Origin of the sequence: Lacinutrix jangbogonensis (assembly GCF_000797445.1) — a bacterium.
Classification (GTDB): domain Bacteria; phylum Bacteroidota; class Bacteroidia; order Flavobacteriales; family Flavobacteriaceae; genus Lacinutrix; species Lacinutrix jangbogonensis.
In genome coordinates this window covers 37341-51518 of record NZ_JSWF01000028.1, presented here as the reverse complement: position 1 = coordinate 51518, position 14178 = coordinate 37341, and the positions used below count along the sequence as shown (strand labels likewise).

At 34.8% G+C, this 14178-nt stretch carries 10 protein-coding genes; 5 read left to right on the top strand and 5 right to left on the bottom strand.

All coding sequences use genetic code 11. From position 1 onward, the window contains the following. The first annotated feature begins 61 nt into the window (after positions 1–61). Entirely contained in the window at positions 62–1207 is a 1146-nt protein-coding gene (locus RH82_RS09225; protein WP_034060115.1) for a serine hydrolase domain-containing protein, read from the top strand. A 183-nt stretch (positions 1208–1390) separates the two neighbouring features. Here RH82_RS09225 and RH82_RS17825 read toward each other — a convergent pair whose 3' ends face one another. Further along, positions 1391–4429 (bottom strand): FG-GAP-like repeat-containing protein, encoded by a 3039-nt coding sequence (locus RH82_RS17825; RefSeq protein WP_052158284.1) that lies wholly within the window; start codon positions 4427–4429, stop codon positions 1391–1393. Positions 4430–4486: 57 nt separating this feature from the next. Beyond that, complete coding sequence (locus tag RH82_RS09215; RefSeq protein ID WP_034060112.1) at positions 4487–5584, bottom strand: hypothetical protein; 1098 nt, start codon at positions 5582–5584, stop codon at positions 4487–4489. Positions 5585–5765: 181 nt separating this feature from the next. Between RH82_RS09215 and RH82_RS18570 the strand changes: the two genes are divergently transcribed. The 3 genes from RH82_RS18570 to RH82_RS09205 all read left to right on the top strand — a co-directional run bounded on the left by RH82_RS18570 (position 5766) and on the right by RH82_RS09205 (position 7507). Next, positions 5766–5918 (top strand): hypothetical protein, encoded by a 153-nt coding sequence (locus RH82_RS18570; RefSeq protein ID WP_162182454.1) that lies wholly within the window; start codon positions 5766–5768, stop codon positions 5916–5918. After that, positions 5902–6615: a 3'-5' exonuclease gene (locus RH82_RS09210; protein ID WP_034060111.1), complete on the top strand. Its 714-nt coding sequence runs from the start codon at positions 5902–5904 to the stop codon at positions 6613–6615. Before RH82_RS18570 ends, RH82_RS09210 begins: the two co-directional genes overlap by 17 nt. A gap of 208 nt (positions 6616–6823) precedes the next feature. After that, positions 6824–7507 carry a DUF4386 domain-containing protein gene (locus RH82_RS09205; protein WP_034060110.1) on the top strand — a complete coding sequence of 228 codons (684 nt, stop codon included), beginning with the start codon at positions 6824–6826 and terminating at the stop codon, positions 7505–7507. A gap of 327 nt (positions 7508–7834) precedes the next feature. On the opposite strand, the gene RH82_RS18175 is transcribed toward RH82_RS09205, so the two are convergent. After that, complete coding sequence (locus RH82_RS18175; protein ID WP_081979230.1) at positions 7835–10714, bottom strand: M43 family zinc metalloprotease; 2880 nt, start codon at positions 10712–10714, stop codon at positions 7835–7837. A 180-nt stretch (positions 10715–10894) separates the two neighbouring features. Here RH82_RS18175 and RH82_RS09190 point away from each other — a divergent pair, with 180 nt between their 5' ends. Beyond that, complete coding sequence (locus RH82_RS09190; protein ID WP_034060108.1) at positions 10895–12580, top strand: ABC transporter ATP-binding protein; 1686 nt, start codon at positions 10895–10897, stop codon at positions 12578–12580. A 120-nt stretch (positions 12581–12700) separates the two neighbouring features. Here the strand turns inward: RH82_RS09190 and RH82_RS09185 are convergent, their stop codons facing one another. Further along, positions 12701–13354, bottom strand: coding sequence for a CoA transferase subunit B (locus RH82_RS09185; RefSeq protein ID WP_034060105.1), 654 nt, complete (start codon positions 13352–13354; stop codon positions 12701–12703). A 95-nt stretch (positions 13355–13449) separates the two neighbouring features. Beyond that, a complete protein-coding gene (locus RH82_RS09180; RefSeq protein ID WP_034060554.1) occupies positions 13450–14151 on the bottom strand; it encodes a CoA transferase subunit A in 702 nt (233 codons plus the stop codon). Positions 14152–14178 lie beyond the last annotated feature (27 nt).

Below are 14178 nucleotides of genomic sequence, written 5' to 3'. Positions count from 1 at the left end.
AAAGAATCTTATCCTCACATCATTTTATTTTCCTATATTTAATTTCTAATCAAATTACTCAATGAAATTCTTAAAAAAATGCCTCAAAGTACTGGTTGTACTCTTTGCTTTACTTATTGCAACCCTTTACATTACAGATACAGATTACTTAATAAAAGCCGTTCGTACCATTTATGCTCAAGGTTACACCACTGCGTTTTTAGACGATTATAAAAAGTTCGATAACCAAACGATAGACATTGGCTCACCTCAACCTTGGGAAAACCATAAAAACTATAATTCGGCTAAAGAAACCGAAGCTTTAAACAAAGCTAATAAAGACTATGGAACCGTTGCTTACGTAATTATTAAAAACGATAGTATTTGGTTCGAAAATTATTATGATGGCTATAATGCTAATTCTAAATCGAACTCATTTTCTATGGCAAAAAGTTATGTGTCTGGATTATTAGGAAAAGCAATAATGGACGGTTATATTAAAAATTTAGACCAACCTGTTTGCAACTTTTTACCTGCCTTTTGTGATGGATTAGCAGCAAAAATGACAGTTGGAGATTTATCGACAATGAGTTCTGGGACCAATTGGGACGAAGCTTATTATTCACCATTATCAATTACCACACGTGCTTATTTCGATGACGATTTAGCAAAGGTAATGAATGGCTTAAAAGTGGTTGACGAGCCAGGAAAAGCATTTAAATACGCCAGTGGAGACACACAAATGTTGGCTATGGTTATTGAAAAAGCAACAGGTAAAAAACTATACGACTATTTTGAAGAAAGCTTCTGGAAACCTCTTGGTAGCGAAAACCAAACACTTTGGCAAGTCGATAGTGACGACCACGATTTGGTAAAAGCCTATTGCTGTATTGCTAGTAATGCAAAAGACTTTGCACGTTTTGGAAAGCTATACAAAGACAACGGAAAATGGAATGGAAAGCAATTATTAGATTCTGCTTTTGTTGCTAAGTCATTAACGCCAAAATTCGATCCTGTTTATGGTTATGGCTGGTGGTTAAAAAAGCATAATGGTAAAGATTTCAAAATGATGCGTGGTCACTTAGGTCAATACGTAATTGTACAGCCAGAAGACAATGTAATTATTGTACGTTTAGGTCATCAAAAATCACCAGATTCTGGGATTGGCAGCTATACAAATGATATTTCAATTTATATTGATGAGGCTTATAAGATGATGAATAAATAAGACTAAGACCTCTAAAATCAAACTAGAAGCACCTTACTTAGACATTGATTTTAAGCTTAAAGGATTTAATAATTAAGAAGTTTTATTGTCCTTCCTGAGAATAAAAGAGTCCACTTCTATTGTGTGAAAAACTCCAATACTTTTTAAGTATTGGAGTTTTCTGTTTTTTTAAGCATTTTTCTTTTATCGTTTGATAAATTTCTGTGTGTGCACTTTTCCGTTAGATTCTATACGCAAAATATAATTTCCTTGTCCTAAAGTTGTAACGTCAATCGCATGTTCTTCTAATTTTAGATTCAACACGCGTTTGCCTTCAATATTGAAGATTGTAGCAATTTTACCAACCAAATTTATAGGGCTGTTAATATGTATCACTTTTCCAACAGGATTTGGATGAATAGCAATACTTTCCAAGGTTTCATCTGTAACTCCTAAACTTTGTCCTTCAATAATTACATGATGTGTATTGATTGATGGGTTTGGAATATTATCCATATTTCCAGAGGGCCAGTAAATAATAATATTTGTTATTGCAGTATCAGTGCCTATTCCAAAATGTGAATTTAATGTACTCATAAAGCGAAATCCTTCTCCACTACGTACATCACGAATTTGAATTCCAGAAGCTGTATGCACTTCTACTCTAGCACCAATTCCGTTGATATTACTCGCAACTCCTGTGGTGGTAATTTTTACCCAATTGTTACTATTGGTTGTGTTTGTGTATAATGTAGTTCCTGAAATCGCATCTATGAATCCATCATTATTTAGATCACCAAAAGAACCATTATTACCAGCTAATACATTGTCATATACTGTAAAAGTTAAGTCACCATTTCCAAATAAAATACTTCCGTTAGAAGCAATGTCCAAATTCCCATCATTATCAAAATCGTACGTTGCGTTTTCAATTCCTAAGTTTGTTAAGTTTGGTAAAATTCCAGATGCAGTAGTTACATCTGTAAATGTACTGTTTCCATTATTTCGCATAAGTTTGTGCGTTCCGTCAGCCGTAGAACTTGCACCTACAAAAACGTCCATATTGCCATCATTATCAAAATCTCCCCAAGCAGAAGACCACGTTTGTAATGGGTCGGCTAAACCTGAAGCAGTAGACACGTCTGTAAAAGTTCCAGTACCATCATTTTCGTGTAGCTCATTGATATTAATTGTACTAGAACCTCCACGACATTTCGCAATAAACATATCCATATCTCTATCGTTATCATAATCAATCCAGATAGAGCCATAATTTCCACCACCAGCAATATCTCCAAGTCCACCTTGGTTAAATACAAGGTTTCCACTGCCATCATTCAAGTAATATACATTCGGGTCTACATCATGACATACAAAAGCATCTAAGTGTCCATCTTGGTTTAAATCAACAAAGTTTGAACGTTGCGAGAATACATATTCTGATCCTGAAATTTCAGTAAATCCTGTTCCTGTTGCGTTCGCTCTCATGAACGTAACACCGTTTCCTCCACCGTATAATAAATCGGTAAATCCATTTCTATCAAAATCGGCAGCAGCCAAACTCCATGAAGGCGAATTGTCTGCATTCGTTGTTGTAATATTTGTTGCTGTTGCACTCAAACCGCCAACTGTTTGCTGATAGAAAATATTTACATTTGTACTTCCAATAGAAACTACGTCATCTAAAAAATCGCCATTCATATCAACTGAAGCTCTTTGCGTTCCCGCAGTAGAAACAGTTGATGTTGTAAAGACTGCTGGAGCTGGAGGCGCTAATGTTGTAAATGTTAATGGTCCGCCCCAAATACTAGAATCCATTCCACAAAGTGCTAATATGTATACTTCGTAACTTGTTCCTGGGTTTAGTGTATTTACATTTATGTTTGTTGAGCTTGCAGCAGTTCCTGTACCTGTTGGAATTCCTGTTCCTGTAGGTTGTAAGACATATTCCCAAGCAGTTTCTCCATTATTTGCTGTCCAAGAAATGGTTGCTGAGCTTTGTGTGATTGCAGAAGTAGCTATACTTGAAGGCGCAATACAAAACGATCCGCAGGTTTCTATACGCAGATAATCAATAGACATATCGCCTTCAAAACCTGTTCCTGTTCCTGTATGGCTAAATTCTAAGTAAATTACTTGTCCCACATACGCATCTAAATTGACACCAACAGGAATCCAAGCTTCTGCTCCGCTTGTTTGTAATTCTCCTGTTTGTGAAAACACTGTTGTAAAAGGCCCTGAAGCAGACGTTCCAACTTTTACATTTAAAGTTCCCATATCGGCTCCATATGCGTGCATATAGAACGAAAGTTCAGCACCATCTGTTGCTGTTGATAAGTCTATTGCCGGACTTACTGCAGAACCAGTAGCTGTTGTATCTCCAGAAGCTTCAAAATTCATAAAATTTGCACCACTAAATGCCGTATCTGGGCCAGTATCTGCTGATCCAGAAGCGTTAGGAATTTCCCAACTACCGTTGCCATCGTTTATATCTCCTGTCCATCCAGAAACAGTGCCAAACTCTTCTGTAAAGATAAACGTAGATGATCCCGAACCACATGTTACACCAACTGGTCCTGGCGGTGGACAATTACTTTGCGTAAGGGCACTACTGTTTATATTACAGTTTACATCTTGATCATTTTGGATAGAAATAACAACGTCTGTAGCATTTGTATACGGTCCAAATTGAAGTATTCCGGTAGCATTTAAAGCTTGTGTAGGACTTGATTGATTGTCAGAAATTGTTAGTGATGTAGCTGAACCAATATTAGAAACATCTACATTCAATAAGAAACCGCCACTGGCATCACAATCATTTACTACAGCATAAGTTGCTGTGGCATTGGTGCAGGTTGAACAGTTTACATCAAAATCCCATTGCGTATAATTATTAGAATTACAATTAATGGTTACATCTGAACTGATAGAAACCGTAATTGTATCTCCATTAGACTGAAAGGTAAGGCCTGTTAAGTCTCCACTATTTCCGTATCCGTTGTATAATTCGCTTCCATTAGTATCTAAAACAATGAGTTCATCCCATGTGTTTTCTACTTGTCCAGCGTTGAACGTCACTTGTAAATCTGATCCATCCGAACTTACAAAAACAAAACTAGTAGTATCGTCGTTTACATAACAATACGTGGTATTTACAAGTCCAACAGAACAGTCAACCGTAGTTTGCGCAGCTGCAAAAAAGCAAGAAGCAATTAAACTTATTAGTAAGGTAATATTTTTCATAGGTTGGTTTTTAGTTTTATTCTATAAATACAAAACGAATTCATAGTGTTAGTTTAGTTATTCGCATTCAGTCGTTAATCCATCAATCCATTGGCCAATAAGCGCAACAGCTTCTTCATGGATAATACTTCTACCAAGTAAGGGCATTCTAAATTCTTCAGCAGCTGTATTCAATCGATAATACATGACTGAGCGTTCTTTTAAAGAAGGTGTTACAATATTTGTCATCCCAGTAATTGCAGTATCTGGCTCAACACAAATACCTAAGTTTGTTTCGTCTGCAGATTCACTAAACGCAAAGCGAACAGGTCTATAATCACAATGTGATAGTTCCGAATGACAATGTGCACAATTAATGTCAATATACGAACGCACTCGTAAGTCGATCGGTTGTGTTTCGTCACTCCAATTTACGACTGTGTTAATTGTTGTTGGTAAATTATCTTCTAAATAACCTTCATTAATAAGTTTTTGTAATTGATTTTGAGAACCATCTGCATACGTGTATGTGCTATTCAAGTTTTGTGGTTTTACACCAATAGGAATTGAATTGGTTTGGCTTTTATGACAAGTAAAACATTCTACATCTGATGGGATTCTGTAGTTCGTACTTTTGGGAACTCCATTTTCTAGAAAGTTTACATTGGTAAATGAACCTTCCAAACTAAAGGTAGCCTCTGTTTGATCGTCATTCCAAACATAATCTGCAAATTTCCAATCGTCTACTTTCTTTAACATCAAGCGTGTTTCAATAATACGAGTCTTGTTATCTGGCTGTACATTGTTGTAATAAAATGTTTTGATTAGAATTGTTCCTACAGGAAAATCAATAAGTTCATTATCTGCAGCAAAAGTTGCTTGCATATCGCTTGGCATCCAAACGAAACGTTTCTTTTTAGCGTAGTCTGTAAATAAGATAGAAATTGGTTCATAGGGAATAACGCCTAATACAGGTTCTTGTGCTTTCATTTCACCTTCAAAAAAGTTGTATTCAGAAAGTGTATTAAACGGAAAAGCATCTACATCTAATACAACAGGTGAAACTAAAATTGGAACGTAGTCGTCATCAGTCACTGGATTATTATCATCAGAACAAGAAAAAAGTATAGCAGAAAGTAGCACTACACTAGCAGTTTTTAGTAGGTTTTTAATCATGTTTTAATTTACTTAAGTCCCTAATATAACAAATAAATAGGTGTTACAATTGATTTTTAATGAGTTCCTGTTTATATAAAACAACTCAGCATCATTTTTACCTACCATTTGATTTGTTTTGAAATTGTATTATTTAAGAATAAGTTTTGAACTCTCTTTTTCATTTTCTATCTTTAAAACATTGACAATAATTTCAAATGAAAAAACAAATGACAAAAGGAACAAATTAGACACCATAGAAAAGTCTAAAGAATTTGAGAAAAAGAACCAATTAGAGCTCAAAAACAGACTTCAAGTTAAATACCATTACATGCGTTATGATTTCAAAAATTAACTTAGAAAATATATTATTTTTAGATATAGAGACTGTTCCGGAAACAGAACATTTTAATGAACTAGATAAAACCAAACAAGAACTTTGGGAAGCGAAATCGCGCTACCAAAGAAAGGAAGAGTTTTCTGCTGAGGCGTTTTATGATCGTGCTGGTATTTGGGCAGAATTTGGTAAAATCATCTGTATTTCGGTTGGGTATTTTACTAATCAAGGCGACACGCGTTTGTTTCGCACCACATCATTTTCTGGCGAAGAACCAACGCTTTTAAGAGATTTTAAAAACTTATTGATTTCTCATTTTAGTCAAACCAAACATTTGCTATGCGCACATAATGGGAAAGAATTCGATTTTCCATACATAGCGAGACGTATGATTATTCATAACATAGAATTACCATACAAACTGAATCTCTTCGGCAAAAAACCCTGGGAAGTAGCGCACCTTGACACTTTAGAATTGTGGAAATTTGGAGATTATAAAACTTATACCTCTTTAAAATTGATGACTAACGTTTTAGGTATTCCATCTCCAAAAGACGATATCGATGGTAGCGAAGTTTACAAAACGTATTATAAAGACAACGACATAGACCGAATAATCACCTATTGTGAAAAAGACACGATTGCTGTGGCTCAAATTTTCTTGAGGTTACGTGGTGAATCTATTTTGGAAAATGATGAGATTATACATATTTAATCTTTAAAGGAGGAACAAAAGCTAACGAATCTATAAAGCTATTAAAAATTGAATTTTGCTTACTAGGTTTCTGTATCCTCTTTAACGCTATTTTTAGCTCTTCATTACAAAATATAAAAGAACACTTTAGCTACAGTTATTTGAAAATAAAATTATCAAGAATTGTAACAAATCATCCTTTCAATCGTGTTTTAAATAAACTCTAAAAATGAATTCAAAAAAGAAAAACGCTAGAATAGCAGGTATTTTATATTTAATTATTGCTATAACTGGAGGATTTGGAATTATGTATGCTCCAAGTATAATTGTTTCTAGGGATGCTACAGCTACTGCTAGCAATTTAATAAATTCGGAATTTATTTATAGTTTAAGTATTATAAGCAACTTAATAAGTCAGGCTTTAACAATCTTTTTAGTCTTAACTTTAAGTCGATTATTCAAAGATATAAATCTAAAATTAACAAAGTACATGGTGACTTTTGTTTTGGTTGGGGTGCCAATATCTTTCCTTAATATACTCAATCTTGTTGCTGCTCAAATGTTTGTTGGTGGGGCTGAATTTTTAGAAGTTTTCGAAACGAGCCAACTGAACTCTTTGGCTTTAGTCTTTCTTAATTTGTACGAATTCGGAATTGCTGTTGTTGGAATCTTTTGGGGACTTTGGCTGTTCCCATTTGGAATGCTTATTATCAAATCTAAATTCATTCCGAAAATCATTGGTATATTCTTAACTATTGGTTGTTTTGCTTATCTCATAGATAGTTTTAGTTCAATTCTTTTCCCCGAATATAAAGAATCTATTTCTGCAATTATAATGATCCCTTTAGCCATAGGAGAATTCTCAACGATTTTATGGCTTTTGATAAAAGGAGTAAAAGCAGAAAAACAATAACTATCGTTTATAATTAATTGATTTAGAAGCTCCTCGTACATATAATATCTTGATTTCTTCATTACAAAACACATCTTTTACATTGGATTACTAATCACACTAATTGCCTACCTAATAAAAGTATTGATCCCGTTTTAAGAACTCACCTCTCGCGAAAAGGATAGAACGGCATGTTTGAAATCCTTTTTGGTACAAAAAGATTGAGTAGTGATAGCCTGTTTTTTGCCTTTTACTGGCAAAAATTTGCCGAAAATAAAACAGAAAAAAGTCCCAACTTGCGCTGGGACTTTTAAAAATAACGGTTGTTAGTTTAAAAACCTGTAGATATTATTCTTTAATAAATTTCTTGGTGATTGTCTCTTCACCTTCATTAACTTCTATAAAGTACATACCAGATTTAAGCTCACTTACATTAATTTGTTTAGTAAGATTACCTTTAATAACGGTTTGACCAATTATATTAATGATTCTATACTCGTTACCTTCTAATTCTAAAGGTTTAACAAATAGTGTATTTCCTTTTACTGGGTTTGGATAGATAGTAAACTGTTCATCCAAACCGTTTCCTGTATCAAGAGTATCTAATGTTCTAATAGCATTATCTATTGCACTTGCTGTTGTTCCATTTAATCCAGTGATTATTACTTGATCTACATAAACATGATCATTATTACCACTAGCATCACATTGAATTCTAATTCTTGAATTTGAAGCAAAGTTATAATCTGCAGCGCTTAATGTAACTGTAGCAGAATAGAAGGTGTTATTATCAAAATTGGTACCTCTAGCATAAGTTTCAACAGTAGTGTAAGAAGATCCATTGTAGAAACGCACCCAGAAATCTTCTCCGTTTTCCATACTATAGGCATAGAAATAGAATGTCATCTCTACTTGATCAAATCCTGTTAAATTCAATACAGGTGATGTCATAGAGGAACCTGTTCCAGAGTTGTCTCTTAATCTCATAGAACGTGTTCCTTCGTAAGATCTCGTTCCAGAGTAACGGAAACAATCGCTTCCACCATCGGTCCATCCATCAAGACCTGTTTCAAAATACCCTTCATTTAAAACTGTAGATCCGCCTGTTTCACATGGTGCACAAGAAGAACCTCCACAATCTACTCCTGTCTCATCTCCATTTTGAATACCATCTGCACATGTTGGTGGTATTACACATGGTGCACAAGTTGAACCTCCACAATCTACTCCTGTTTCATCTCCGTTTTGGATACCATCTGTACAGGTTGGTGCTGGACTTCCTCCTAAGCAGAAATTAGTAGTATCCGAACTTGTAAATGTCCCTCCAGAAGCTAGTATACCCGAAGTGCCAGTTACTGTAAAAGAACCGTTTCCATAAGAACAGCAAATACCATCTCCATAAACATCAGTAATTACAAAGTTGTAACAGTCATCGGGAACACAAAGTGTTTCAGTTACTGTAGAACCATCTGCATTCGCAGTAGAATAAGTTCCTGAAGCTACTGTTGCTCCACTTGTATTTGTAAGTGTCCAAGCCGTTTCTTCTGGGTAGTTGTCAAATGTAACAGATACATTTATTTCGTTATCTGAGCATCCTGTTTGACAAGGTACACAAAATGAACCTCCACAATCCACTCCTGTCTCATCTCCGTTTTGAATACCATCTGTACATGTTGGCGGTATTACACAAGGTGCGCAAGTTGAACCTCCACAATCTACTCCTGTCTCATCTCCGTTTTGAATACCATCTGTACATGTTGGTGGTATTACACAAGGTGCGCAAGTTGAACCTCCACAATCTACTCCTGTCTCATCTCCGTTTTGAATACCATCTGTACATGTTGGTACTGGACTTCCTAAGCAAAAGTTAGTAGTATCTGAATTTGTAAATGTCCCTCCAGAAACTAAGGTGCCAGAAGTACCAGTTACAGTATAAGAACCGTTACCATAAGAACAGCAAATACCATCTCCATAAACATCAGTAATTACAAAGTCGTAACAGCCATCAGGAACACAAAGTGTTTCAATTACAGTAGAACCATCTGCATTTGCAGTAGAATAAGTTCCTGAAGCCACTGCAGTTCCACTTGCATTTGTAAGTGTCCAAGCCGTTTCTTCTGGGTAGTTATCAAATGTGACAGATACATTTATTTGATTTTCGGAACAAGCTGTTTGACAAGGTGCACAAGATGAACCTCCACAATCTACTCCTGTTTCGTCTCCATTTTGAATACCATCTGAACATGTTGGAGTTGGAGGGTTTCCGCCACCACATTTATCAGATAATGCTAAATCTCTTCTTACTCCACCAGCATTAAGCACAGCTCTCATTCTATCTGTTTGTCCTTGCGTGAATAAATTCATACACGAATCGTTTGTATAATCCATATAATTTTGAACCATATCTGTAGAACTGCAAGAAACTTGTCCTATTGGACAACCTCCATTAGATGTTTGATGTGTTGGTGTGTCACTAACAAAATCATTCCCACAATTAGAATCTCCCCAAATATGACGAAGGTTTAAAAAGTGTCCTACTTCATGTGTTGTTGTTCTACCTTCATCGAAAGGTGAAGACAGATAAAAGCCAGAACCAAGATTCTTACTTCCAAAATAATTTGGTCCCATTACAACACCATCTGTGGAAGCACTTCCTCCCGGAAATTGTGCATATCCAAGAATTCCGCCTCCAATATTACAAACCCACATATTAAGGTATTGAGAAGCATCCCAAGGATTTACTCCTCCTTGTGAGGCTTTCTTCATATCATCGTTAGTTCCCCAAGATGTTCTTGTAGAAGATTTTCTTGTAATACCATTAGTTCCATTTCCACTAGGATCTACTGTTGACATACAAAATTGAATTTCTGTATCTGCAGCTTGAGACCAAGCATTATCTGCATCAGAATTTAACCTTCTAAAGTCATCATTTAAAACTTGTATTTGCGATAAAATTTGAGCATCGCTAATGTTTTCATTAGAATTGCTATAAATAACATGCACTACAACTGGAATAGTAATTATGCTACCTTCTATTTTGTTGAACTGCATTTGCTGAATTGCATTTGCTGTTTGCGTTTCTATTTGCTGCATTCTTTGCATTAAGCCTGGATCTTGTAGTTTTCGGTACTCTAAGTTTTCCATAGAGGCACAATCTCTTTCCTTTTGTGCAAAAAGATTAAAAGAAAGTAGAAAACATAAAATTGATAGTGTAATGATTCTTTTCATATTAATTGTTTAAAATGTTAATGGTTGTTTTATTAAATCAACAGTAAAAGTATTAAATTTTTGCCAAAAACCCATTAAGCGTTTCCTTTATTCGATGAAATACAATTTAATTTTCGATTTTCAATTTAGAGTACGGTATTTACCGTAATTTTTTCGACTATAATTCCTACATTTACAAACATGTGTCATTTATTAGCAATAGAAGAGCTTTCCATTTCTTTTTCTTCCAACGGAAAGGATAACGAAATCATTCATAATATTTCCTATCATTTAAACACCAATGAAATACTTGGTATTGTTGGAGAATCTGGTTCTGGAAAATCGGTATCATCATTAGCAATTTTAGGCTTGCTTCCTAAAAAAATATCAAAAATAACATCGGGTAGTATTATTTTTGAAAACGATGATTTAACTAAATTATCTTCTAAAGCCTTTCAAAATATAAGAGGACAGAAAATAGCTATGGTTTTTCAAGAACCTATGAGTTCTTTAAATCCATCTACCATTTGCGGCAAGCAAGTGGAAGAAATACTGTTTCAGCATACTAAATTATCTAGAAAGGAAGTTAAGGCTGAAACACTTTTACTTTTTGAAAAAGTAAAACTACCAGAACCTCAGCGTGTGTATTCCTCTTATCCTCATGAAATTTCTGGTGGACAAAAACAACGGGTCATGATTGCCATGGCTATTGCTTGTAAACCTCAAATTTTAATTGCAGACGAGCCAACAACTGCATTAGATGTTACTGTACAAAACGATATTATTGACTTATTAAAAGCGTTGCAAACAGAAACTAAGATGAGTGTTATTTTTATTACTCATGATTTATCGCTGATTTCGCAAATTGCAAACCGTGTACTGGTTATGTATAAAGGTAATATTGTGGAGCAAAATACAGTTGAAGCCATTTTTAAAGCTCCAAAACACGATTATACTAAAGCCCTTATAAATTCTAGACCATCGTTAACGTCTAGGCTTAAACGATTACCAACTATTAGTGATGTTATGAATGATGCCGTTGAAGACACTATTATTACTTCTAAAATGAGAGCGATTCAGCATAAAAAGATATACAGTAAGCCCCCTTTATTAGAAGTTATTAATCTAGAAAAAGAATATATTTCTAAATCTGGATTATTTTCTAAAGCAGAAAACTTCAAAGCAGTTAACAATGTAAGTTTTAAACTCTATGAAGGTGAAACTTTAGGTTTGGTTGGAGAATCTGGCTGTGGGAAATCTACTCTTGGAAACGCTATCTTGCTTTTAGATAGGCCAACAGCTGGAACTATCTTATTTAAAGGGAATGACATTACAAAACTTAATTCTTCTGAAGTAAAAGCTCTTAGAAAAGACATACAAATAATATTTCAAGATCCTTATTCTTCATTAAACCCTAGATTAACAGTTGGACAAGCAATAATAGAACCTATGAAGGTTCATAATCTATTTTCGAGTGATTCTGAAAGACAAGAAAAGGCTATCGAAATTTTAGAACGCGTAGGTTTAGAGGCTTTACATTTTAATAGGTATCCGCACGAGTTTTCTGGAGGACAACGCCAACGTATAGGTATTGCAAGAACTATTGCTTTACAACCCAAATTAATTGTTTGCGACGAATCGGTCTCTGCTCTAGATATCTCAGTACAAGCACAAGTATTGAATTTACTAAATGAATTGAAAGAAAATTTTGGCTTTACCTACATCTTTATTTCACACGATCTTGCTGTAGTAAAATACATGAGCGATCAATTACTTGTAATGCATAAAGGAAAAATAGAGGAATTAGATGATGCTGATGCTATTTACAATTCACCAAAGAAAGAGTATACAAAGAAATTAATAGATGCTATACCAAAAGGATTGTAGCAAGAACACTTTTAGGATTAACTACATCCTGATTTTACAAGTTTATTTTAATTTCGTTTCTATATTTTAAGTAAAAGTGAAATTGAAATCGCTCTTAAACGCAGTGATAGTTACCATAACTTATAGACTCATTTCAGGAATATCACCATCAATAATTAAAGTGCCTTCCGTTGCTTTTTGGATCTCTTCAACCGAAACTCCTGGTGCACGTTCTAAAAGTTTAAAACCTTTATCTGTCACTTCTAAAACAGCTAAATTGGTAACTACTTTTTTAACACAGCCAACTCCTGTTAATGGTAATGAGCATTTTTTAAGTATTTTAGATTCACCTCTTTTATTAGTGTGCATCATGGCAACAATAATATTTTCTGCACTTGCTACTAAATCCATTGCTCCACCCATTCCTTTTACCATTTTTCCTGGTATTTTCCAGTTGGCAATGTCTCCGTTTTCTGATACTTCCATAGCTCCCAAAATGGTTAAATCTACATGCTGTCCTCGAATCATTGCGAAACTGGTTGCGCTATCAAAAAAACTGGCTCCAGGTAATGTGGTAATGGTTTGTTTTCCTGCATTTATTATATCTGCATCTTCTTCTCCTTCAAAAGGAAATGGTCCCATACCAAGGACACCATTTTCACTTTGAAATTCTACTTCAATATCATCGCGCACATAATTTGCGACTAATGTTGGAATACCAATTCCTAAGTTTACGTAGTAACCATCTTGTACTTCTTTTGCAATGCGTTTTGCTATTCCTGTTTTGTCAAGCATAATATTTTCTTTTTGTCATTCCTACGAAAGCAGGAATCTATTTAAATTAATAGTATTTGTGGATTCCTGCTTCTACAGGAATGACAGTACTAATTTTATTCTCTTGTTCTAACCGTTCTCTGTTCAATTCTCTTCTCATATTTTTCGCCTTGAAAAATACGTTGTACAAAAATACCTGGAATATGAATTTGATTAGGGTCTAATGCGCCAACAGGCACTAATTCTTCAACCTCAGCAACTGTAACTTTCGCTGCTCCAGCCATACACGGATTAAAATTTCTCGCTGTTCCTTTAAATACTAAGTTTCCTGCTGCGTCTCCTTTCCAAGCTTTTACAAAGGCAAAATCGGCTTTAAAAGCATGTTCTAAAACATACATTTTACCATCGAATTCTCTTGTTTCTTTACCTTCGGCAACTTCGGTTCCATAACCTGCTGGTGTGAAAATTGCTGGAAATCCTGCTTGTGCAGCACGACAGCGTTCGGCTAAAGTACCTTGAGGTATCAACTCGACATCTAATTCTCCAGAAAGCATTTGTCTTTCGAACTCATCGTTCTCACCAACGTAAGACGATACCATTTTTTTAATTTGCTTTTGGTGTAATAATAAACCTAAGCCAAAATCGTCTACTCCTGCATTATTAGAAATACAAGTTAGGCCTGTTATTCCACTTTTAACCAAAGCAGCGATCGCATTTTCAGGAATTCCAGAAAGCCCAAAACCACCTAACATAAACGTCATGTTATCTCTTATGCCTTTTGTAGCTTCGCTAACCGAGTTTACTTTTTTGTTAATCATTGTTGTATTTTTTATTTGTGGTTTAAA